The organism is Isoptericola sp. NPDC055881, assembly GCF_053615895.1.
Genome location: NZ_JBSHCR010000004.1, coordinates 23,790 through 47,127, shown reverse-complemented (window position 1 = coordinate 47,127; position 23,338 = coordinate 23,790). Strand labels below are relative to the sequence as shown.

The window sequence follows — 23,338 nt, the reverse complement described above, 5'->3', positions numbered from 1 at the left end:
GGGGCCGCCGCGCGCGGTTATTTCGCCCTTCTCTACCCTGTCCTCACCGGCCCCCCCGTCCCCGTTGCGCCCGGGGGGGTGGGGGCGCAACCCTGCGCCGAGGGTTGCGCCACCTCGGTACTGCTACTCGGGGCCGACGACGCCCACGCGGGCGGCGCGGACCACCTTGTCGCCGATACGGTAACCGGGCTCCACCACCAGGCTGACGGTGGTGGCCGTGGCGTCCGCGTCGACGTTGTGCATGAGCGCCTCGTGCACCGTCGGGTCGAACTCCTCCCCGACCTGACCGAACCGCTCGACGCCGAACTTCGCGAGCGACGCGTCGAGCTTCTCCGCGATGGCCGCCATGGGCCCGGACAGCTCGGCGTGCTGCTTGGCGCGCTCGATGTCGTCGAGCACCGGCAGCAGCGCGGCCAGGACGTCCTGCGTGCCCTGCGTGCGCGCCGCCTCCTGGTCGCGCAGCGACCGGTTGCGGTAGTTGGTGAACGACGCCCGCTCGCGCTGCAGCGCGTCCAGGTGCTGCGCCGCCTCGGCCTTCGCCGCCAGGACCTCCGCGCTCTCGGCGGCCTCGCCCTCGGGCTCGAAGTCGAGCGCCGCGAGCGGGTCCTGCGACCCGTCGGCCTGCTCGGCAGGCTCGCCCGCACGGGCCTCGCCCGACGTCGGGTCGACCTTGCGCTTGTCGGTGAACTGGAAGGGGGCCTCCCCCGAGCCCTCGGAGCTCTCCGGGGGCTCGGGGACCGACCGCTGCTCGTCCGTCACTTCTTGTCGTCCTCGTCGTCGACGATCTCGGCGTCGACCACGTCCTCGTCGGAGGCGGAGGAGGCACCCGCGGCGGACGCCGCGTCGTCCTCGGCGGCCTGGGCGTTGCCCGCGGCCTGCTCCTGCTCGGCCGAGGCGTACAGCGCCTGGCCGATCTTCTGCGACGACGTGCCGAGCTTCTCGTACGCGGCCTTGACGGCGTCGGCGTCCTCGCCCTCCAGGGCGGTCTTGACGCCGGCGATGTCGGCCTCGACCTCGGTGACGACCTCGGCGGGGAGCTTGTCGCGGTTGTCCGCGATCTGCTTCTCCATCGAGTACGCGAAGGACTCGGCCTGGTTGCGGGTCTCGGCCTCCTCACGACGCTTCTTGTCCTCGGCGGCGTGCTCCTCGGCGTCCTTCACCATGCGGTCGATGTCCTCCTTGGGGAGGGCGGAACCACCGGTGATCTTCATCGACTGCTCGGTGCCCGTGCCGCGGTCCTTGGCGGACACGTGCACGATGCCGTTCGCGTCGATGTCGAAGGTGACCTCGATCTGCGGGACGCCGCGCGGCGCCGGGGCGATGCCGGTGAGCTCGAACGTGCCCAGCGGCTTGTTGTCGCGGGTGAACTCGCGCTCGCCCTGGAAGACCTGGATCGCCACGGACGGCTGGTTGTCCTCCGCCGTGGAGAAGATCTCGCTGCGCTTGGTCGGGATGGCCGTGTTGCGCTCGATGAGCTTGGTCATCACGCCGCCCTTGGTCTCGATGCCGAGGGACAGCGGGGTGACGTCGATGAGCAGCACGTCCTTGCGCTCGCCGCCGATGACGCCGGCCTGCAGGGCCGCGCCCACGGCGACGACCTCGTCCGGGTTGACGCCCTTGTTGGGCTCCTTGCCACCGGTGAGCTCGCGCACGACGTCGGTCACGGCCGGCATGCGGGTGGAGCCACCCACGAGCACGACGTGGTCGATGTCGGACACGGAGATGCCCGCGTCGCGGATGACCGCGTGGAACGGCGCCTTGGTGCGGTCGATGAGGTCCTGCGTCATCTGCTGGAACTGCGCACGCGTGAGCTTCTCGTCCAGGTGGACGGGGCCGTTCTCGCTCATGGACAGGTACTGCATCGAGACGTTGGTGCTCGTCGCGGACGAGAGCTCCTTCTTGGCCTGCTCGGCCGCCTCGCGCAGACGCTGCAGGGCGATCTTGTCCTTCGACAGGTCGACACCGGCGCTGTTCTTCACCTGCTTGATGAGGTGGTCCACGATGCGCTGGTCCCAGTCGTCACCGCCGAGGCGGTTGTCGCCCGAGGTGGCGCGCACCTGGATGGTGGAGAAGTCGTCCTCGTCCTTGCCGACCTCGAGGAGCGAGACGTCGAACGTGCCGCCGCCCAGGTCGAAGACGAGGATGAGCTCGTCCTCCTTGCCCTTCTCCAGGCCGTAGGCGAGGGCCGCCGCGGTGGGCTCGTTGACGATGCGCGTCACGTTGAGGCCCGCGATCTGGCCGGCGTCCTTGGTCGCCTGGCGCTCGGCGTCGTTGAAGTACGCCGGGACGGTGATGACCGCGTCGGTGACGGGCTCGCCCAGGTACTCCTCGGCGTCGCGCTTGAGCTTGCCGAGCACGCGCGCGGAGATCTCCTGCGCGGTGTACTTCTTGTCGTCGATCTCGACCGCCCAGTCGGTGCCCATGTGGCGCTTGACCGACGAGATGGTGCGGTCGACGTTGGTGACCGCCTGACGCTTGGCCACCTCACCGACGAGGACCTCGCCGGTCTTGGAGAACGCGACGACGGACGGCGTCGTGCGCGACCCCTCCGCGTTCGCGATGACGGTGGGCTCGCCGCCCTCCAGGACGGCGACCACGGAGTTCGTGGTGCCCAGGTCGATACCGACTGCTCGAGCCATGTGTGCTGCCTCCATGCGTACGTCCGGACGCCTGTGCGCCCGAGGTTGAGTCAACTGCACTCAACGTAAATCTCGGCGCCCCGGCCTCGCAAACCGCAGGCGCTGAAGTTGAGTCTGTATGGCTCAACCTTGCTCGGGGCGCCTCTATTCCCGCAGGTGATCACGGGCGTTCGCTGTGAGCGAACAGGGCTGCTGTGCCGCAATCCTCGGGAGGTTCCGCTCGCTCAGACCAGTTCGACGTTGTCGGCCTGCGGGCCCCGGTCGCTCTGCCGCACCTTGAAGCGGACGCGGTCGCCCTCCTCCAGGAACTCGACACCCCGCACGACGGACACGTGCACGAACAGGTCCGCACCTCCGGCGTCGGGCGTGATGAAGCCGAACCCGCGGTCCGCGTCGTACCGCGCGACGGTGCCCTCGCCACCACGCACGGGCGCGCCGGACGACGACGGCTGGCCCGACCGGCCGCGGTCCGCGACCCCGCGCGGACCACGCCCACCGGCGGCACCGCCGGCACCGCGCACGAGCTGGACGTTGCGGGCGTTCGGACCCTTGTCGCCCTCGACGACGTCGAACGTCACGCGTGCGCCCTCGGCGAGCTCGCTCAGGCCATGGCCGAGCGCGCGGACGTGCACGAAGACGTCGTCGCCGCCCGCGTCAGGAGCGATGAACCCGAAGCCCTTGACGTCGTCGTACCAGGAGACGGTGCCGTCCGCGCCGTCGGAGGCGGGCCGGGCCGGCTCGGACGCGAGCGGGAGCAGGTGGTCCGCCTGCGGACCCTTCTCCCCCTCGACGACGAGGAACGCCACCCGCTGCCCCTCCGTGACCACGCCGCCCCCGACGATGGCCGAGCTGTGCACGAAGATCTCGTCGCGGCCGTCGTCGGGCGTGACGAAGCCGTACCCCTTGGTCGGCTCGTACCAGTTGACGGTGCCGAGCACGCCCAGGGGCGCGTCCGCGGCCTGGTCGCCCGTGACCCGGACGCGGCGGGCCTGCGGGCCGCGGTCGCCCTCGCCCACCTCGAACTCGACGACCTGCCCCTCACGGAGCAGCTTGGGCCCGTCGTCGCCGACGATCTCGGACGCGTGGACGAACAGGTCCTCCGCCTCGTCCCCGAGGTCGATGAAGCCGAACCCTCGGTCGGCGTCGAACCATCGGACAGTTCCCTGGGGCACCTGATACTCCTCGTCTTGACAGAAGATTGCTGTCTCCAGTGTCCCTGACTGGTGCGGCGCGAACCTCCGAACGTGCTCAGCGCCACCTTTGCGCCCCGGCCCTGCCGCGACCCGGACGCCTGTGGTGGGATCGGCGCATGCAGCCCGAGCCCGCCGACAGCTACTACGCCCGCATCGCCGCCCACCTCGGCCCGGACGGCCGGCTCCCGGTAGCGGTCGAGGAGATGCCCGGCTGGGACATCTACCCCACGAGGTGGACTCGTTGCGGATGAAGCCGCTGCGCCCCCTGGCCGACGCCGAGCCCCCGCGCAGGGGCGAAGACCCGTCCGAGTGCTGGTGCTCGTCGACGACGGACCGCCTGCCCACGTTCCTGGAGGACCACGTGTGGCGCAACGAGCGGTGGGTGCTGACCGCCGACCTCGCCCAGGGGCTGCCCGCGTTCCTCACGCTCGTGCCCGTCTCGGCGCACTGCGACCTGCCGACGGTCCCGGCGGACCTCGCCGCGGAGATGGGGCAGCTGATCGTCGCGGTCTCGGCGGCCGTCGAGGCGCTGCCGAGCGTGGGCCGCGTGCAGCTCGCCAAGTGGGGCGACGGCGGGGCGCACCTGCACCTGGCGTTCCTCGGCCGTCCCGCCCGCGTGCTGCAGTTCCGCGGCTCCCCGCTGCTCGACTGGGCGGAGAACCTGCCCGACGTGCCCGAGGACGTCCTGCGCGCGAACGCCGCGTTCGTCGCCGCACAGGTCGTCGCCGCCGTGGGCGGGCAGGCCGGTCCGGCGGGCGGCGCCGCCTGAGGGCTCGTCCCCCGGTCGTCAGAGCGGCTTGCGCATCTGCTGCGTCACGACGTCGTACCCGGCGGAGCCGTACAGCGTCACCGCGGGCGTGTTGTGCCCGAAGACGTTGAGCTCGAGGGCGGTGGCGCCGGCCTCGCGGGCCGCGTCCTCGGCTGCCGTGAGCAGCCCGCGCCCGAGCCCCTGACCGCGGCGCGACTCGACCACCTCGATGTCGTACAGGAACGCCACGCCGGGCACCCCGCGCGGGTGGTCCAGCGCCACCCACACGCGCCCGACCGGCTCACCGTCGGCGTCGACGCCGCGCAGGAACAGCATCCGTCCCGTGGCCACGCCCTGCGGCAGGAGCCGGGCGCTCTCGTCGCGCGCCCGCTGCATCGCGCCGTCGGCCTGCCACATCCCCGCAGCGACCTGCTCCGCCGCGTAGCCCTCCGCCAGCGCGTCCTGCCACTCGTCGAACTCGCCCGGCGTCATCGGGCGGAGCGTCACCGTCGTCATGCGGGCATGCTGGCACAGGTCATGACGACCGACCCTCCGACCGACCCTCCCGGCCGTGACTCACCGACCGCTCAGAACGGCGGCGTGCCGGGATCGGACGGCGGGTGCCCGTCGGGGGCTCGCGCGTCGGCCTGGTTCGGCGAGCGACGCCCGGGGTCCGGGGGGGCGGGGTTGCGCGCGCCCCGTGGGCGACGTCCACAGCAGGGCGCCGTCAGGCGCCCGGGCGACACGCCATCCGGTCTGGTGCTTGAGCACGTGGTGGTGACGGCACAGATGGGTCAGGTTGTCGGCGGTCGTCGTGCCGCCGTCGACCCACGCCCTGACGTGGTCGACGTCGCAGGCCGAAGCCGCCCGGGTGCAGCCCGGGAACGTGCAGGTGACGTCCCGGGCCTGCAGCAGCGCGCGGAGCGCTGCCGGCACGGCGTAGGTGCCCGGGTCGGTGGCCAGCACCGTGGCGTCGACCGGGTCGACCAGGAGTCGGCGGAGCGAGGGGGCGCTCGCCGTCAGGCGGAGCGCGGTCTCCGCGTCGACGGGGGCCTGACCGTCCAGCTCGGCGACCCCGCCGGCGTCACCGCCGAGCAGCGTGAGCACCGGCACGGTGATCCGCACGGTGGGTGCGACGCGGCGGGCAAGGTCTGCCAGGCCGGGCACCCGGGCGCGCTCGGCGCCACGGGCAGCAGCGCTGCCCGCGACGGCACGCGGGTCGTCGGCGCCGTCGACGTCGGCCCGGCCGAGCAGGAGGTCCGCGAACGCGTCGGCACGGAGCTGCCCCGCCCCGCGCGGGTCGCCGTCGTCCCGTGCCGTGCGAGCGACGCGCGAGAGCCGGTCGTGGATCGCGTGCGCCTGGACCGCAGGCAGGTGCGCGGCGATCCAGGCCATGCCGTCAGCGCCCGGGTCGAGGTAGACCGCCCGCTTGTCGACCGCCGCGCGGTGCCGGACCGTCAACGACACCGGGTGCGCCAGGTCCCGCGCGCGCCGCAGCCGGCGGCGGAGCTGCGGCAGGGTGACCCGCCTGGCAGCCGGCAGGACCGCCTCCTCGACGCTTCGGCGCGCGGCGACGTCGGGAAGGCCGAGGAGGGTGTCCGCGAGCGCCCCGGCATGCGCGAGCGAGAACCGCCCCTGGCACAGGTCCACGAGCGCCGTGGCCGTGCCCTCCCCGCCCCCGGCCTCGCCGGCAGCATGGGCGTGCAAGGCCACCTCGGTCAGCACGCGCGCCACGCCGACGAGTCGCGTCGCCTCCTGCTCGGACCAGCGCAACGCCGTCGCCAGGTCGGCCGTGAAGGCCCGCTCCGCCAGCTCGCGCCGACGGGTCGACGATGCCCGGCGGACCTGCGGGTCGTCCTGCTCGAGCAGCGCCCGCTCGCACCTGTCGGCGGCCCGTCGCGCCCGTTCCACGGCGAGCACCTTGGCGCCCTCCAGCGCGTCGATGCGTCGCTGGAGCTCCACCACCTCGTCGATCGAGGACGACACCTCATGGAGGGACGGTCGCGGCCCAGGGTCGACGCGTCGCAGCACGTCGGACAGCTCGACCGGCGCTCCAGGTGACGCGTCGACGACGTCGTGCTGCTGAGCCGTCCCGCCCCCTTTCGCCGCCGCGGTCGGCCGTCCCGACACACCGTTCGAACACTTGTTCGATCCTACCGAAGCTCAGCGCGCCCCGGGCGAGACCTGTGGACAACCCCTCACCTCCTAGGTCATCGCGGCCCGCCGACCGGTGTGCGGCGCAGCCGGTAGAACGTGGGCTCGCCACGACGCGCGAGGCGCGGCATGCCCGGGGCGTCGGTGGGGACCCGGTGCACGTCGGTGACCTCCCACCCGGGGAAGGCGTCCTCGATGTCGGCCCGACTGGCGCCGGTGGGCATGAACGGCGGCCCGACGGACCTGCCCAGCACGAGCATCAGGAGCGTCGCGCCCGGACGCGTGCGGTCCGTCACGGCGCGGCCCATCGCGCGCTGCTCGGGGGTTCGCAGCCCGTGGAAGCAGCCGACGTCGAGGACGAGGTCGAAGCCGTCCCCCACGACGTCGGCGGGCAGGGTCGTGGCGTCCGCCCGGACGACCGTCGCGGCGACGTGCTCGCGCGCCAGCCTCGTGCGGGCGCGGCCGAGAGCGCGCTCGACGACGTCGACCGCCGTGACGTCCCACCCGCGGCGGGCGAGGGTCAGCGCATGCACTCCCGTGCCGCAGCCCACGTCGAGCGCGCGCCCGGGCCCTCCGCGCTCCGCCTCCTCGCGTCGGAGGAGCTCGTCCAGCCGACCGGCGTCCGCGGCGGCCGACCGCTCCCACGGCGTGAATCCCACGGCGTAGGCGACCTGGTAGAAGGTGCTCATGACGTCCTCCTGGGCTCGGTCCAGCGGCTCGTGCTGCACCCGACGCTAGGGGTCGTGCGCGCGACGCCACATCGGCAGGACCATGCATCCCTGGTGTGCAGGCCGGGCTCAGACGAGCCGGGAGTCGTAGGCGTACGCCGTCGCCGCGGCGCGCGAACCCACCCCGATCTTGAGGAAGATGTTCGCGACGTGCCGCGCCACCGTGCGCTCGGACAGCACGAGCCGCCCGGCGACCTGCCGGTTCGTGAGCCCGGTCGCGAGGAGGCGGAGCACCTCGACCTCCCGCGGGGTGAGGCCGTCCGGCGCCCCCGCCGTCTCGCCCACGAGGGATGCCAGGTCGCGGCGCGCGCCGAGGTCGGCGAAGGTGCGCCGCGCGGCGTCGGTCTCCACGTCCGCGGTCTCCGTGTCACCCAGCAGCCGGCAGGCCCGGGCGAACAGCACGCGGCACCGGGCCTCGTCGTAGGGCGCCCCCACCTCCGCCCAGGCCCGGAGCGCCGCCCGCAGGGGGCCGACGGCACCGCGCGGGTCGCCGTCGGCGAGCGCCACCGCGCCCGCGCACTGTGCGCTCGCCGCCGTCACCGACGGCGCACCCAGCCGCCCGGCCAGGGCGGCCAGCTCGGCCGACGCCGCCCTCGCCCGAGCGCCGTCGCCGGCCGCGAGCGCCACCTCCACCTGCGCCGGCAGGAGGCGGCCACGCAGGAAGTCCCCGGCCGCCTCCGCCGACGCCCGGGCGAGCGCGGCGGTCGCGTCGGACGCGCGCCCCTGGGCGGCGCGCAGCAGGGCGAGCCCGGGCTGCGGGTCGAGACCGGCGGCAGCCGCCGCCCGGTAGGCCTCTTCGGCGGCGCGCGTCTCCCCCCGGACGCGGTGGAGCTCCCCGCGCTGATAGTGGGCCATCCCCCGGGCGGGGTCGCGGCGTCCGGGGTCCCGCGCGCACCGGTCCAGGACGGCGGTCACCTCGTCCGTCGCGGCGGCCCACTGTCCCCGCAGCTGCAGCACCTCGGAACGGTGGACGGCGCACTGCCCCCGGTAGTGGACGATGCCGGGCTGGCCCGCGCACCACCGGGACAGGGCCTCCGTCCACTCGGCGCTACGACCCAGGTCGAGGCAGCCGCGACAGACCAGGATGGCGGCGCAGTAGACCTGCCCGACGGCCTGCGGCCCCGCCGTCCCGGTCGTCGCGAGGACCATCACCTCGTCGAGCTCCGCCATGCCCTCGGCGGTGCGTCCCAGCGCGAGGAGCGCCTGCCCGTGGCCGTTGCGGGCCAGCAGCTCCAGGTCCGGGTCGGCGTGCTCGCGCGCGACGGCGACCGCGTCCGCGAGCAGGTCTCGGCTCTGCGTGCCCTGCCCCTCGGCCAGGGCACGCATGCCCAGGTTCAGCCGCTCGTACCCGTGCCACACGGTGGCGGCGAAGCCCGTGTCGCCGACGATGCTCCGGGGGCGCTCGAACCATCCTCGGGCCCGGGCGCGCTCGCCCCGCATCAGCAGGGTCAGGGCCAGCCAGAACGCCACGCGAGACGCCCCGTCCCGGTCGTCAGCGGCGAGGAACGCGTGATGCGCCCTCTCCCGCGCCGCGTCGGACTGCCGGTCGTCCCCCGCGAGCAGGGCCGCCAGGCCCCAGCCCTCCAGGTCGGCCGCGGACAGCGGCTCGCCGTCCTCGTCCGCCCGGGCGAACGCGGCGCGCGCGACCTCCCAGGTCCGCGCCGCGCACGCGGCACGCGCCTGCGCCACAGGGCCTGGCGCCCGGGGTCCGTCTCCCGTCACCTCCCGATCGTCCCACCGGCACCACGAGGGAGCCCTGCGTCAGTCGTCGACCGGCTCGCCGGTGGGGTCGTTCGCGACGACGGCGTCGAGGCGCTCGCCGCCGACAGGCTCGCGCACCCAGTCGACCAGGCGCCAGCCGGACGCGGGGTCGCCCTCGACCTCGATGAGGCCGGTGTTGGCGAGCGGCGTGTGCTCCACCTCGTCGACGTCGAGCCCGCGGACGCGGGCGCTGGACCACGAGCGGATGGCGGCGCCGTGCGACACGGCGAGGACGACGTCGTGGTCGTGGTCGGCCAGGGCGGCGACGGCGTCGTCGAACCGGGCGAGGAACGCGTCGCCGTCGGGCCCGCCGGGCATGCGCCGGGAGAGGTCGCCGCGGGACCAGGCGAACACCGTCTCCAGGTAGGTGTGGTGGTCGGCGAGGTCGGCGGACATCTCGAGCGCGCCCGCCTCGATCTCCCGCAGCCCGTCGAGGACGGTGGGGCGCAGGGTGCGGTCGTCCGCCAGCGGCTGCGCCGTGAGGGTGGTGCGCAGGAGGGACGAGACGGCCAGCGCGTCGATCCGGCGGCCCTCCAGCGCGCGCGGCACGGCCGCGGCCTGCGCCTCGCCCAGGGGCGTGAGGCGGGGTCCGGGCGCACCGGTGTCGAGCAGCCCGGCCACGTTGGAGGGCGTCTGTCCGTGTCGCAGGAGGAGGAGGCGCATGTCCCTAGCCTGCGCCATCGCTGCGACGATGTCCGCGTGCCGATCACTGTCGTCCCCTCCTCCCCCACCTGGCCCGCACGGTTCGAGGGCGTCGCCCGTGCGCTGCGCGCGGCGCTCGACGGCGTCCCGGGCGCCGTCGTCGAGCACGTCGGGTCGACGTCGGTCCCCGGCCTGCCGGCGAAGCCGATCCTCGACGTCGACGTGATCGTGCCCGCGGCCGACGTGCCCGCCGCGGTGCGGGCGCTCGAGGCGGTGGGCTACACGCACCGCGGCGACCTGGGCCTCGCCGGCCGGGAGGCGATGGACGCGCCCGACGACGACCCCGCGCGGCACGTCTACGTCTGCGCCCGGGGGACGCTGCACGTGCGCAACCATCTCGCCGTCCGCGACGTGCTGCGCCGCCGGGACGACCTGCGCGACGAGTACGGCGCCGTGAAGCTCGCGCTCGCCGCGGACCCGACGATGGACATCGAGCGGTACCTCGCCGGGAAGTCGGCGGTGCTGCAGAAGGTGCTCGCCGAGTCCGACCTGACGCCCGACGAGCTGCGGCAGGTGCTGCGCGCCAACGACACGTCCGCGTAAGGCTGCAACGCTCGGCCGGTTGCCGGACATGCCACGGTTGTCACCGTCCCCCGGTCGAGAGGACCTCAACGATGCCAGCCCTCGAACCACCTGCCGCCCCGCCCTCACCACCCGTCACGGACGGGCACGAGGCGCGGTTCACCGCGCTCTTCGAGGCGACCCACCGCCCGCTGCTCGCGTACGCGGTGCGGCGCGTGGCCGACCCGGCCGACGCCGCCGACGTCGTCGCCGAAGCCTTCCTCATCGCGTGGCGGCGTATCGAGGAGGTCCCCGCCGGACCCGACGCGCGGCCGTGGATGTTCGGCGTGGCGAGGCGCGTCCTCGCCAACCTGCACCGCGGCGAGCGCCGTCGCCTCGCGCTCGCCGACCGCCTGCGCGCCGAGGTGGCCGAGACGTTCCCGGGACCGGACGCGCCAGGGTCCGACGTCGAGCGCGCCCTGGGACGTCTCGGCGAGCAGGACCAGGAGCTGCTGCGCCTGGTCGCCTGGGAGCAGCTCGCCCGCGACGAGATCGCCCTCGTCCTGGGGATCACGCGGGCCAGCGTCCGCGTCCGGCTGCACCGCGCCCGCCGGCGGCTCGCCGACCAGCTGGCCGCGCTCGCCACCGCCGACGACGGTCCGCCCGCCCCCGTCCCCGGCCCCGCCCTGGCCACCGTCGCGCCGGCGCCGCCCGCCGCGGCGGTGCGGGGACAGCAGCACGGCAACGGACAGCGGGAGAGGTGGGGCGCCGCGCGCCCCGAGATCGAGGAGGCGTCATGACCGACGTGATGAAGCAGCTGCGAGACGCCGACCCGGCACGCCCCGGTCGCCTCGACGCCGTGGACGAGGCGGTCTTCGCCGCGCTGCGAGACGACATCGCCACGACCAGCACCCGCAGCACGGCCGACCTCGCCGAGGCCCCCGCCCCGACGACGAGCCGACGCCGCCGGGTCGGGCGCCGTGGTGCGGTCGCGATCGGCCTGGCCGCCGTCCTCACCGGGGGTGGCGTCGCGTACGCCGCGGTCCACCTGTTCCAGGGGGCTACGGGCGAAGGCCTGACCTGCGTGCGCACCTGGAACGCCGACACCGCCGCAAGGCAGCACGTCGACGCCGCCGGGTCCTGGCGCACCGGCGACCCCTACGCGGACTGCACCACCCTGCTCGCCGAGCAGGGGCTGCCGCCCATCGACGACCCCGTCGCCTTCGCGTGGGACGGCCAGACCGTGGTCGCCCCCGCCGACCAGGTGCCCGACGGCGTCGAGCGGCTGGAAGGCTCGCAGGCCCTCGGCACCGGCGTGGTCGAGCTGCGACGCACCGTCGAGGACGTCGTCGACGGCGGCAGGGGCGAGTGCCGCACGGTCGCCGAGGGCGCCGCCTGGGCCCAGGGTGAGGTCGACCGGCTCGGCCTGCAGGACTGGACGGTGGTCGAGCAGCCCGGGACGGAAGGGCTGCCGTGCTCCGACTACGTGGTCGACGTCCAGGACCGGCAGCTGACCGTCAGCGCCTCGGAGGACCCCTACCAGCGGCTCTCCACACCCGAGATGGACGCGATGACGGCCGCCCTCCGGGAGCGGATCGTGGACCGGTGCGTCTCTCTCGCCAAGGCCCGCGCCGTCGTCGACGACGTGTTCGCCCCCGTCGACTTCGAGTTCCCGACGACGGACGTCGTGGACGAGTCGGCCGGGTGCGCCCGGGTGGACGTCCTCCTGGGCGGCACCATCGACGTCACCGTGTACGGGCCGAGCACGGCCCGCTGACCGGCTCACGCAGCACCCACCGCACGGGCGCCCCTGCCGGCTCGGCGCAGCCGGCAGGGGCGCCCGCACGTCGGCGCGCGGCACGCACCGCGTCCACAGCTCCCGTGTAAGCCGCGGCGAGCCGCGGACACTACGTGGTGTGAGCACCCCCGACGACGCGGCCGACGCCCGCGAACGCCTGTCCGCGCTGTGGAGCGCGCACGCCGTCCGCGTCCAGGCGTACCTGTGGCGCCACACCGACCCGGACACCGCGCAGGACCTGCTGTCCGAGACCTTCCTCGTGGCATGGCGGCGTCTGGCCGACGTCCCCGACCCCGCGCTGCCGTGGCTGCTGGTCGTCGCGCGCAACCTCACGCGCAACGCGCACCGGGCCGCGCGACGACGCCGCACCCTCGACGACGAGCTCGCCTCGCTCGCCGCCTCCGCGCCGCTGGCCGAAGCCGCCCCGGAGGCGCTCGCCGTCGAGCGCGACGCCCTGCTCGGAGCACTGGCACGCCTCAGCGCACGGGAGCGGGAGGCCATCCTCCTCGTCGCCTGGGACGGGCTGGCGCCTCCCGACGCCGCCGACGTCGCCGGGTGCAGCACCGCCACGTTCCACGTCCGCCTGCACCGCGCCCGACGACGGCTGGCCTCGCTCTCCGACGCCACCGACAGCGCCGACGCCCTGCCCACCGCTCGGTCGACCGCCCGGACTGGCGACCCCACCCGCTCCCCCGCGTCCTCGAGGAGGTCGGCATGAACCCCGCAGACCTGGACGAGCGCCTCGCCCGCATCGCCCCCACGACGTCACCCGACCCGGACCGGCTCGACGCCGCCCGCGCCGCGCTCGACGCCGTGGTGGACGCGCTGGTCGACGGCGCCCCCTCTCCGCGCAGCCGCCGTGTCGGTGGTGCGCACGTGCTCGACCTCGACGAAGCCCGCGTCGGCCTCGGCGACGACCTCGTGCTCCCGGAGCCCGACGACGAGGTCGTCGTCCCGCTCACCCGGGGCAGGACCGCCCGCGAGCGCCGTCGGCGTCGCGTGCAGCTCGGTGCCGCGGCCGCCGGCGTCGTCGGCATGGTCGCCGTCGGCATCGCCCTGTCGCCGTGGCCCGCCACGCCTGGCCCCGCTGCGGCACCGGAGGTCCCCTGCGCGGCGATGCTCTCCGATTCGGGCTCACTGCCGGAAGGCGACGCGGACCCGCGGTGGAGCATGCTCACCCAGGACACGTACGACGGCACGGACCTGGCGCTGATGCGTTCGCCGGTCCTGGGCTACACCGGCTTCTGCGCGGGCTCGGGCGGTGCAGGGGCGGCCACGTCGAGCACCGTGCTGTGGACCGGCGAGGTGCCGGAACCCGCGGACGGTGAGGTCACGCTCGGCGGGATGGTCGACGACAGGTGGTACGTGCTCTGGGGAGACGCGGGCCCCGGCGCCCGGTCGGTCCAGGTGCGCGCGCAGTGGTCGGACGAGCGGTCGCACACTTCCGAGCTCGTCGTCGACGCCCGCAGGGACGGCTACGGCTGGTCGGTTCTCCTGCCCGGCGACGAGGTGCCGTCAGACGCTCGGATCTCTCTCGAGTGGAGGGACTACGGCATCGCACGGTCGGCGCCGCTCGACAGCGCGTGGCCGTCGGACGGCGAGGCGGCGACGGCGCTGACCGCGCAGCGGCGGAATGCCTGTACGGCGGGTCCCGACCTTCCCGGTCTCCACCCGCTCGCCGAGAAGCGGTACGACCAGCTCGGGCTCACCTCGATGATGAACGCGCGCCGCGAGCTCGTCGTGTGCATCCAGGAGGCTGACCCTCCCTACGACTCCGTGAACACGATGAGCGGCCCGGCCGACGCAGCGCCGGCGAAGGACGAGGCGACCGTGGACGTCGGCGGTGCGGCGGACGGCGCCCGGATGCTGACCGGTTTCGCCGGGAAGGACGTCGCGAGCGTGGAGCTCATGACTCCGGACGACACGGTGATCGAGGCCGAGCTGTCCGACGGGTACTGGGTCGCCTGGAGCACCACCGTGGCCGACGAGGAATGGGACCTGGCGCGGCTGGTCTGGTACCTCGACGACGGTTCGCGGCACGAGGAGTGAACGCGTCGCCGCCACCACCCACGGCCCGGCAGTGTGGGCCGGTAATGCCTCAGTAACGGCCTCTTCGTAGCGTGCAGGCACCCTGCACCTGCCCTCGAGGAGCGCACCTGATGCCCCAGCCCCGACCGCCCCGGCGCCGACGCGCCACCTGGGCGGCGGCCACGCTCACCGCGGCCGCCCTGCTCACCAGCCCCCTGCTCACCGGCCCTGCCGTGGCCGCCCCGACCGCGGACCCCGGCAGCTCCAAGGTCGACAGCGCGCTCGCGAGCGCCGTGAAGGGTGGCAAGGACGCCACCTTCTTCGTCGTCCTGAAGGACCAGGCCGACCTTTCCTCCGCACGCTCCAAGCGCGCCCACGCGGCACGCGCCGAGGCGGCCTACACCGCGCTGAAGCGGCACGCCGCGTCCAGCCAGCGCTCGCTCACCGCCTACCTGGACGCGCACAAGGTGGGCCACGAGGACTTCTGGATCGCGAACACGGTCGAGGTCACGGGCGACGCCGACCTCGTCGCCTCCCTGGCGAAGCGGCCTGACGTCGCGTCCGTCATCAAGGCGAAGACGTACGAGCTCGACGCGACCGAGGCCACGCCCTCCGGGGAGGTCACGACGACCGCCGACGACGCGACCCCGCAGTGGGGCGTCGCGGACATCAACGCCGACGACGTGTGGACCCAGTACGAGGACCGCGGCGAGGGCATCGTCATCGCCAACGTCGACTCGGGCGTCCAGTACGACCACCCCGACCTGGTGGCGCAGTACCGCGGCAACAACGGCGACGGCACGTTCACGCACGACTACAACTGGTACAACCCGACCGGTGAGTGCGAGGACAGCACCGTCCCCTGCGACAACAACGGCCACGGCACCCACACGATGGGCACGATGGTCGGCAAGAACGGCATCGGCGTGGCCCCGAACGCCACCTGGATCGCCGCCAAGGGCTGCGAGACGCGGTCGTGCTCGGACGAGTCGCTCCTCAAGGCGGGCCAGTGGATCCTGGCGCCCACCGACAGCGAGGGGCGCAACCCGCGCCCGGACCTCGCGCCGAACATCGTGAACAACTCCTGGGGCGGCGGCCAGACCGCGTTCTACCAGGACACCATCACGGCCTGGAACGCCGCGGGCATCTTCGAGGCGTTCGCCGCCGGCAACTCCGGCGACGGCCGCACCTGCTCCACCACGGAGGCGCCGGGAGCCCAGGCACCGGCCTACGGCGTGGGCGCGTACGACGCGGACGGCGTGATCGCCGGCTTCTCCGGCTTCGGGCCGTCGCCCGTCGACGGGTCCGCGAAGCCGAACATCTCCGCCCCGGGCGTGAACGTCCTCTCCACGTGGCCCGGCTCGTCGTACGTGGCCGAGGACGGCACGTCGATGGCGACGCCGCACGTCGCGGGCGCCGTCGCTCTGCTGTGGTCGGCCGCGCCGTCCCTCATCGGTGACATCGACGGCACGCGCGCGCTGCTGAACCAGGGCGCCCGCGACGTCGACGACACCCACTGCGGCGGCACCGCCGACGCGAACAACGTGTGGGGCGACGGCAAGCTCGACATCCTCGCGTCGGTCGACCTCGCGCCGCACACGGCCGGCACGCTCACCGGCACGGTGACCGACGCCGCCACGGGTGCGGCCCTGCGCGGCGTCACCGTCACGGCGACCAACACCGCGGTCGGCGCGCGCGCCGTCCTCACCGGCGCGGACGGCTCCTACCGCCTCCACCTGGCGCCGGGCACCTATGACCTCACGCTGAGCGGTTACGGCTACGCCCCGCAGACCATCACCGGTGTCGAGATCGCCGACGGCACGGACGTGACCCGCGACGCCGCCCTCGTGACCACGGCGAGCCACCCGGTCACCGGCACCGTGCTGGACGTGACCGGTACGCCGCTGGCGGGAGCGACCGTCGAGCTCGTGGGCACCCCGCTCGCGCCACTCACCACGGGTGCGGACGGCACGTTCACCGTCCCGGCCGTGGCCGAGGGCGACTACACCCTGTCGGTCCAGCCTGCCGACCCGGTCCTGTGCAACGGCGACTCCCGCACCGACCTGACGGTCGACGGCGTCGAGACGCGCGTCGTCCGGCTCCCGGCGAAGAGTGACGCGTCCGGCAACAGCTGCACGCCCGCCGACTACTCCTGGGTCAAGGGCCAGAACACCGTCGCGCTGAGCGGGGACGAGGACGCCGCGCCGATCTCGCTGCCCTTCTGGGTCACCCTGTACGGGGTCGACTACAGCTCCGCGTCGGTCACCACCAACGGGCTCGTGAACTTCCTCCAGCCGCGGCTCGGCGACTACGCCAACACGGCACTTCCGGAGGCCTTCGCCCCCAACGGCATCGTCGCCCCGTTCTGGGACGACCTGACCCTGGACAAGCGGTCGAGCGTGCAGACCGCCACCAAGGGCAAGGCCGGCGCCCGCACCTTCGCCGTGGTGTGGAACAACGCGGTGGTCGCATCCGGCGGCGCCCGCGTGACCTTCGAGGTGCTCTTCGACGAGGCCTCCGGGGACGTCACGTTCCAGTACAAGTCGGTGCCGGACGGCGGCGCCTCCGCGACCGTCGGCATCGAGAACCAGGCCGGCTCGGACGCCCTCCAGTACTCGTTCGACGAGCGTGTCCTCACGGACGGCTCGGCGATCCGCTTCTCCCAGGGAGACTGACCATGAGGACCACTCACTCCAGGCAGGCCGCCAGGCTCGCCTCCACCCTGGTCGCGGCGGGGCTCGTCCTGTCCGCGGCCCCCCAGGCCCTGGCGGCCGACGACGGCGCGATGACGCTGACCGACGCCCAGGCCGACCGCCTCGCGCAGGACATGGGTTCCGACGTGTACGGCGGCGTGCAGGACGACGTCGCGGACGACGTCGAGGACGCCGGCACGACCGGAACGACCGACGGCACGAGCGGCACGACCGGCGGCACGAGCGGCACGACCGGCGGCACGACCCCCGTGACGTTCACCCAGCGGTCTGCCCGGGAGGGCGTCCGCGGTCTGGGCGTGACGATCCCCGCGTCCGGCCGGCAGTACTTCAGCGTGCACGGCCTCGGCAACGTCGAGCTGCACGACGCCGACGGCTCCACCGTCTGGGAGCGCGGCAACACCTCGCTGCGCGCCGACTGGAAGGTCACGCCCGCGCGTCCGTGGGAGCGGGAGATGTACCCCGCGCGGGTCGTCATGGGGTACGACGCCGTCTCGCCGTTCTCGACGGGCTCGGACGACGGCTACGCCACCGGTGACCTCACCGGCGACGGGACCGCAGACCTCGTCTTCTCCGCCAGCCTCGGCATCGAGCCGCCCGTGGGCGCACGCTTCCCCGGGACGAACCTGAACGCAGGGACCGAGGTCACCGTCCTGGACGGGAAGACGGGCGCGACGGTCTGGTCGAAGGCGTACGCGTTCGCCTCCACGGTCAAGGTGGTCGGCGACACGCTGCTCGTCGCGGACACGCCGAGCGCCAACGGCTGGGCCCCCGATGGCTCGACCGCAACGCTCACCGGCACGCGGTTCACCGTCGCGGACGGCGCGCTCACGCCGTCGGAGACGTGGACCTTCGACCCCGCGGTGACCGGCGAGGTCGGCTGGGGCGACCTCACCGACCTCGGCGACGGCACCGTCGCGACGTCGTGGAACCTCCGCAAGTCGGACACCGCGGCGGGCCAGGGCCACACCATGGTCCTGGACGTGGCGGACGGTTCCGTCGTCTGGCAGCAGGAGAGCGACCTGTACAGCCGCCAGCTCCACCTCGACCCTGCCCGGGGCCGCGTGGTGGCCCTGGAGCAGGCCGACACGCGCGACGCCGTGCGGTACCAGGTCGTGTCGTACGGCCTGACGGACGGCGAGCGCACCGTCCTCAACACCCGCGTCAACGCTCTGCCCACGGCCATGACGATCGGTGATGCCGCCTCCGGTGACGGTGCGGAGTACATCGTGGCCGAGTCGACCCTCGACGCGGTCCGCTACATCAACGCGAGCACGATCCGGGTGCTGGACGGCGACGACGGATCCACCGCCAAGTGGACCGTCACCACCAAGCGGGACGCCGCCAACGGCGCGGACGGGCCCAGTGTCTGGAGCCTCGACGTGGCTGGCGGCCTGCTCGTCGCGTCGTCGCAGGACGACAAGGACATCAACGAGGCCGACAACGTCGCCGGACTGCGGTACGGCACGCTCAGCGCCTACACCAGCGCCGGCCGCCTGAAGTGGCGTGCGGACGGCACCGACGCGTCCCCGCGGTTCCAGCAGGTCGACATCTCGGGCAAGGCCGCGGTCGTGCGCGTCGTCGACCAGGGGCAGAACATCCGCACCTACAAGCTGGGCAACGGCAGGGCCACGGACCTGACCCCGCTCCAGGGCGACCTCAACGCCGGCACCACCGTCGACCTCGACGGTGACGGGAAGGACGACGTCGTCGCCGGCGGCTCCTCGCACGGCGTGTGGGCCTGGAAGGGCACCTCGCTGGTCAAGGGCACGCCGAAGGAGCTGTGGCGGGCCACCGTGCCGGGCGAGATCCACCGCGTGGAGCACGGCGACGTGAACGGCGACGGACGACCCGAGGTGGTCGTCGCCGCCGACACCGCGACCGTGGTGCTCGACGGTGCCACCGGCAACGTCCTGACGACGATCGACGGGGCCGGGCAGTACGTGCGCACCGTCACCGTCGCGGACGTGAACGGCGACGGCAAGGACGAGGTCGTCGTCCCGACGGACGCCGTGCGGGCCTACGACGCCCGCGGCCGGGTCCTGTGGACCTACGCCGCGCCCACCGAGCGCACGGACGTGGTGTTCGGTGACGTCCAGGTGGACCGCGGCACGGTGTACGCCCAGTACACGACCGAGGACGCGCTCTGGGACGACGCCCCGTCGGTCGGCGGTACCGCGCTCGACGGCACCACCGGCGAGCCGCGCTGGCACGTGACCCCGGACGCCCCCGCCCAGGCCATGGACGGGAAGATCCACGGCGCGGTCCTCGACCACGGTGTCTTCGCCTCGCCGAAGATCGCCTTCGCGGACGGGAACGCGGTCGTCTACACCTGGATCATCATGGCTGACCCGAGCGTGACGGGCGCGGAGGCCGCCAGCACCGCCACCGTGGTCGTCGAGATCCGCGACGGCCGCACCGGCGAGCTGCTGCAGCAGGACATCAGCGGCAGCCCGTGGTCGCACGGCAACTTCTTCATCGACGGCAAGAACGACCCCCTCTATCTGCTGAGCTTCGGCTCCTTCAGCGGCTACCCCGGTGACGGCACCGTCACACACGGATCCGTGACGGCGCCCGCACGCACCGCGCAGTTCGTGACCGGTCCCGCCGGCCGTCGGCTGGTCCTCACCGGTCTCGAGGGCGGGGTCGCCGCGTACGACCCGTCGCAGCTGGACAACGTGGTGCCGTTCCAGCCCAGCATCGGGATCACCGGTCCCATGGGCGCACGCACCTTCCTCGCCGACGACCTGGACGGCGACGGCGTGGACGACGTGGTCTCGCTGAACTACGACCACCTCGGCGTCAACCGGATGGCGGCACAGCTGGGCGGCGGCGTCCTGTCGCTGGACGGCGGCATCCACCAGCTGACGACGTTCACGCTCTCCTGAGCAGCCGATGGTGACGGCCGACTGAGCGTCGGCTGCCGAGGACCCCTCGACCTCCGGTCGAGGGGTCTTCGGCGTGCGCGCCTAGGATCTGCGGCATGACCGTGCGGCACGCCAGGGAAGAGCCTGCCGCCGTCGTGCCACCCGTCCCGCTGCTGCGGCTGCACCTGCTGGGCGGGTTCCGCGTCACCCGCGACGGCGGGCCGCCGCTGCCGGAGCGGTGGCCCCGGCCCAGCGCCCGCACCCTCGTCAAGCTGCTCGCCGTCGCAGGCGACCACCGCCTGCACCGCGAGGAGGCGATGGACGTCTGCTGGCCCGACGCGGACGGCCAGGCGCAGGTCGGCAGCCTGCGGGTGGCGCTGCACGCGGCACGGCGTGCCCTCGAGCCCGAGCTCGCGCCCCGGGCGGCGTCGTCGTACCTGGTGTCCGCAGGGACGCTGCTGCTGCTCGACCCGCAGACCGTGTGGATCGACGCCGACCACGCGGAGACGACGGCGCGCGCCGCGCTCGCGTCGGGCGACCGGGCAGATCTCGCCGCGGCGCTGGACCTGTTCACCGGCGAGCTGCTGCCCGAGGACCGGTACGCCACGTGGGCGCAGGCTCGCCGCGAGCGGCTCGTCGCGCTGCGCGAGCAGGTGCAGCTGGCGCTGGCGGGCGCGCACCTCGCGGCGGGCGACGTCACGCGCGCGGTGGACGCCGCGGAGCGCGTGCTCGCGGACAACCCCGCGGAGGAGCTGGCCCACCGGGTGCTCATCGAGGCGTTCCTGCGCCAGGGCCTGCGGCGGCGCGCCGTGTACCAGTACCACGCGTGCCGCGAGGCGCTGGACGCCGAGCTCGGGGTCCGGCCCGGCCCGGAGACGGAGCGCCTGCACCGCCTCGCGCTCGACGCCTCCCCCGGCGGCGCGCCCACCGGCGCCGCCCTGCCCGCGCCGCTGCGCGCTCCCGCCGCGGCGCCGCTGCGCGGGCGGGAGACGGAGCTCGAGCGGCTCCTGGCGGACGGCGGGCCGCCCGTCCGCCTCCTGTCGGGCGAGGCGGGGGTGGGTAAGACGCGGCTCGTCGCGGAGGTCGCGCGCCGGTCCGCCGACGACGGCGCGGCGGTGCTGTGGGGCGGCGGGCACGACGCCGAGGGGCACACGCCGTACGGGGCGTTCGCGGAGGCGCTCGACGGCTGGCTGGCCGAGCAGAGCGCCGGGTCCCGCGCGCGCGTGGGGGCCGAGCACCCGGAGCTGGCCGCGTTCCTGCCCTCGCTCGGCCGCGCGGACGGCGGAGGCCGCAGCCCCGAGGAGGAGCGCGACCGGCTGTTCCGTGGCACCGCGGCGCTGCTCGGCGACCTCGCCGCGGCGCGCCCCGTCGTCGTCGTGCTGGACGACCTGCACGCCGCCGACACCGGGTCGTTCCAGCTGCTCGGCCATCTCGCGCGGCTGGCTGCGCGCGCCGGTGCGCCGCTGCGGTTCCTCGTCACGCTGCGGTGGGAGGAGCTGCCCGAGGGCGACCCCCGCCGCGTCGGGCTGACGTCCCTGGTGCGCGCCGGCCTCGCCGGCACCGAGGAGGTCGGGCGGCTCGGCCGCGACGCGTGCCTCGCGGTCGCGGCCGACGCCGCCGGGGCGACGGCGGAACGGCTGGGGCGCGTGTGGGACCTGTCCCTCGGCAACCCGCTGTTCGCCGCCGAGCTCGCCCGCGGCCTCGCCGACCCCGCCGCGGCCGCGGACGCCGCCGACAGCGCTGACGGCGACGCGGCGGTGGCGCCGCTCGGCGTGCGGCAGCTGGTCGACGAGCGGCTCGGACGGCTCGACGCCGACGCCCGGCGCGTGGTCGAGGCGCTCTCGGCGGCGGGTGGCGACGCCGCGCTCACCGAGCTGCTCGACGTCGCCGCGTCCGGCCTGAACCCGCCGCTCACGGGCGCCGCGGCCGCCGACGCGGTCGAGCGGGCGCTGGCGGCGTCCCTCGTCGAGGAGCGGGCCGTCGTCGTCGACGGGCACGCCGAGCCGGGCCTCGCGTTCCGCCACCCCCTGGTGCGCCTCACCTGCTACGACCGGCTCAGCGCCGTCCGACGCCGCCGTCTGCACGCGGCGTTCGCGCAGACCGTGCTGCGCCGCCGGCCCGAGGCCGTGGACGTGCTCGCCTCGCACTTCGCCCGCACCGACGACCCGCGGGCGGCCGAGTACCTGCGCCGGGCCGCGGAGCGCGCCGCAGCCCTGTACGCCAACGACACCGCCGACCGCTACTACCGCGACCTCGTCGCGCGCCTCGACGTCGACGCCGCCCGCGCCCGCCTGGACCACGGCCAGGTGCTGCGCCGGATGGGGCGGTTCGACGAGGCGGCCGCCGTGCTGCGGAGCGCCCTCGCGGAGTTCGCGCGGCGGGACGACCACGACGACACCGCGCTCGCCGGCGCGCGGCTGGCGGAGATGCTCCTGCGCACGGGTGAGCACGAGGAGGGGGCGGCCGTGCTGCACCGGCACCCGGCCGGTCCGGACGCCTCGCCCGCCACGGTGGCCGCGCACCACCTGGCCTGGGGTTCGCTGCACGGCGCGCAGGGCCGGCACGAGGCGGCGTACGAGGCGGCGTGCCGCGCCCTGGAGGCCGCGCGACGCGTCCCCGGCCCCGCGGGGCAGGGGCTGCTCGCGCGCGCGTGCGCGCAGCAGGCGTCGAACCTGGGGCAGGCGGGGCGGCTCGCCGAGGCCAGGGAGGCGGGCGACCGGGCGCTCGCGCCCGCGGAGGCGTTCGGCGACCCGACGCTGCTCGGCACGGTCCTGTCGACGCTGCGCGAGAACGCCCGGCGCAGCGGCAGGCTGCAGGACGCCGTGGAGCTCAGCCGGCGGGCCCTCGACCTCGTGGCGCAGTCCGGCGACCCCGTCTCCGCGGCGTTCGAGCGTGCCAACCTTGCCGAGCTGTACCTGCACCGGGAGGACGTCGACACCGCGACCGCCCTGGCCGAGGAGGCCGTGGCCGGGGCGGAGCTGGACGGCGCGTGGGGACTGCCCTATGCGCTCGCGGCCCTGGCGCGGGTGCGGTCGGTCACCGGAGCCGACGACGCCGCGGTCCTCCTGCTCGACCGTGCCGACGAGTCCGCCGCCCGCATCGACGACGAGAAGGCCCGCCGCGAGGTGAGCACCGCCCGGGCGGAGGTGGCGCTGCGGGCGGGGCGCCCCGAGGACGCCCGGGACGCCCTCGGGGCGGAGGCGGCCGCCTCCCCCGTGCTCGCGGCGTGGTGCGCGCTGGGTACCGGCGACGCGGCGGGCGCCGTCGAGCTCGCCGCGGCCGAGGCGCGCCGGGCGCAGCAGGCGGGCGAGCGTCTCACGGAGGTGGACGCGCAGATCGCGCACGCCGTCGCCCTGCACCGCACCGGTCACGCGGACCGCGCGTGGTCGGTCCTCGCCCAGGCCGCAGCCCTGGCGCAGGACCTGCCCTACCCGGCGGGCGCGACGGCGGCCGCGCAGGCCCGGGAGGCCTTGCGCGCCGCTCGGTAGCCTGGCGCGATGCCCGACCC

18 protein-coding genes are annotated in these 23,338 nt (G+C 74.7%); 10 read left to right on the top strand and 8 right to left on the bottom strand.

Annotated features, from left to right (window positions below; genetic code table 11):
• Positions 1-123: 123 nt before the first annotated feature.
• From grpE to ACWGKI_RS02125, 3 genes are all read right to left on the bottom strand, one after another.
• Positions 124-759, bottom strand: coding sequence for a nucleotide exchange factor GrpE (grpE, locus tag ACWGKI_RS02135; RefSeq protein WP_452184311.1), 636 nt, complete (start codon positions 757-759; stop codon positions 124-126).
• On the bottom strand, positions 756-2,639 hold the full coding sequence (dnaK, locus tag ACWGKI_RS02130; protein ID WP_452184309.1) for a molecular chaperone DnaK: 1,884 nt from the start codon (positions 2,637-2,639) through the stop codon (positions 756-758). Before dnaK ends, grpE begins: the two co-directional genes overlap by 4 nt.
• Positions 2,640-2,863: 224 nt before the next feature.
• Entirely contained in the window at positions 2,864-3,811 is a 948-nt protein-coding gene (locus ACWGKI_RS02125) for a cold-shock protein (protein WP_452184307.1), read from the bottom strand.
• Positions 3,812-3,948: 137 nt separating this feature from the next.
• Between ACWGKI_RS02125 and ACWGKI_RS02120 the strand changes: the two genes are divergently transcribed.
• Both ACWGKI_RS02120 and ACWGKI_RS02115 read left to right on the top strand, forming a co-directional pair.
• Positions 3,949-4,083, top strand: coding sequence for a hypothetical protein (locus ACWGKI_RS02120; protein ID WP_452184306.1), 135 nt, complete (start codon positions 3,949-3,951; stop codon positions 4,081-4,083).
• Positions 4,080-4,601, top strand: a complete 522-nt coding sequence (locus ACWGKI_RS02115; protein WP_452184304.1) for a hypothetical protein — start codon at positions 4,080-4,082, stop codon at positions 4,599-4,601. Before ACWGKI_RS02120 ends, ACWGKI_RS02115 begins: the two co-directional genes overlap by 4 nt.
• Before the next feature lie 18 nt (positions 4,602-4,619).
• Here ACWGKI_RS02115 and ACWGKI_RS02110 read toward each other — a convergent pair whose 3' ends face one another.
• The 5 genes from ACWGKI_RS02110 to ACWGKI_RS02090 form a co-directional block, all read right to left on the bottom strand.
• Complete coding sequence (locus tag ACWGKI_RS02110) at positions 4,620-5,096, bottom strand: N-acetyltransferase family protein (protein ID WP_452184302.1); 477 nt, start codon at positions 5,094-5,096, stop codon at positions 4,620-4,622.
• A gap of 60 nt (positions 5,097-5,156) precedes the next feature.
• Positions 5,157-6,566, bottom strand: coding sequence for a DUF222 domain-containing protein (locus ACWGKI_RS02105; RefSeq protein ID WP_452184300.1), 1,410 nt, complete (start codon positions 6,564-6,566; stop codon positions 5,157-5,159).
• Positions 6,567-6,790: 224 nt separating this feature from the next.
• On the bottom strand, positions 6,791-7,423 hold the full coding sequence (locus ACWGKI_RS02100) for a class I SAM-dependent methyltransferase (RefSeq protein ID WP_452184298.1): 633 nt from the start codon (positions 7,421-7,423) through the stop codon (positions 6,791-6,793).
• A gap of 108 nt (positions 7,424-7,531) precedes the next feature.
• A complete protein-coding gene (locus ACWGKI_RS02095) occupies positions 7,532-9,184 on the bottom strand; it encodes a LuxR C-terminal-related transcriptional regulator (protein WP_452184296.1) in 1,653 nt (550 codons plus the stop codon).
• 39 nt (positions 9,185-9,223) lie between these two features.
• The gene (locus ACWGKI_RS02090) at positions 9,224-9,886 is read right to left on the bottom strand and encodes a histidine phosphatase family protein (protein ID WP_452184294.1); all 663 of its coding nucleotides are present in this window, start codon (positions 9,884-9,886) and stop codon (positions 9,224-9,226) included.
• A gap of 36 nt (positions 9,887-9,922) precedes the next feature.
• Between ACWGKI_RS02090 and ACWGKI_RS02085 the strand changes: the two genes are divergently transcribed.
• The 8 genes from ACWGKI_RS02085 to ACWGKI_RS02050 all read left to right on the top strand — a co-directional run bounded on the left by ACWGKI_RS02085 (position 9,923) and on the right by ACWGKI_RS02050 (position 23,318).
• On the top strand, positions 9,923-10,468 hold the full coding sequence (locus tag ACWGKI_RS02085) for a GrpB family protein (RefSeq protein WP_452184292.1): 546 nt from the start codon (positions 9,923-9,925) through the stop codon (positions 10,466-10,468).
• 71 nt (positions 10,469-10,539) lie between these two features.
• A complete protein-coding gene (locus tag ACWGKI_RS02080; protein ID WP_452184290.1) occupies positions 10,540-11,226 on the top strand; it encodes an RNA polymerase sigma factor in 687 nt (228 codons plus the stop codon).
• Positions 11,223-12,203 carry a hypothetical protein gene (locus tag ACWGKI_RS02075; protein ID WP_452184288.1) on the top strand — a complete coding sequence of 327 codons (981 nt, stop codon included), beginning with the start codon at positions 11,223-11,225 and terminating at the stop codon, positions 12,201-12,203. Before ACWGKI_RS02080 ends, ACWGKI_RS02075 begins: the two co-directional genes overlap by 4 nt.
• 139 nt (positions 12,204-12,342) lie before the next feature.
• Positions 12,343-12,942 carry an RNA polymerase sigma factor gene (locus ACWGKI_RS02070; protein WP_452184286.1) on the top strand — a complete coding sequence of 200 codons (600 nt, stop codon included), beginning with the start codon at positions 12,343-12,345 and terminating at the stop codon, positions 12,940-12,942.
• Positions 12,939-14,273: a hypothetical protein gene (locus ACWGKI_RS02065; protein WP_452184284.1), complete on the top strand. Its 1,335-nt coding sequence runs from the start codon at positions 12,939-12,941 to the stop codon at positions 14,271-14,273. The genes ACWGKI_RS02070 and ACWGKI_RS02065 overlap by 4 nt, the downstream gene beginning before the upstream one ends.
• A gap of 110 nt (positions 14,274-14,383) precedes the next feature.
• The gene (locus ACWGKI_RS02060) at positions 14,384-16,927 is read left to right on the top strand and encodes a S8 family serine peptidase (RefSeq protein ID WP_452184282.1); all 2,544 of its coding nucleotides are present in this window, start codon (positions 14,384-14,386) and stop codon (positions 16,925-16,927) included.
• Positions 16,928-16,929: 2 nt separating this feature from the next.
• Positions 16,930-19,851 (top strand): FG-GAP repeat domain-containing protein, encoded by a 2,922-nt coding sequence (locus tag ACWGKI_RS02055; RefSeq protein ID WP_452184281.1) that lies wholly within the window; start codon positions 16,930-16,932, stop codon positions 19,849-19,851.
• Between the two features lie 95 nt (positions 19,852-19,946).
• Positions 19,947-23,318 (top strand): ATP-binding protein, encoded by a 3,372-nt coding sequence (locus ACWGKI_RS02050; RefSeq protein WP_452184279.1) that lies wholly within the window; start codon positions 19,947-19,949, stop codon positions 23,316-23,318.
• The last annotated feature ends 20 nt before the right edge of the window (positions 23,319-23,338 follow it).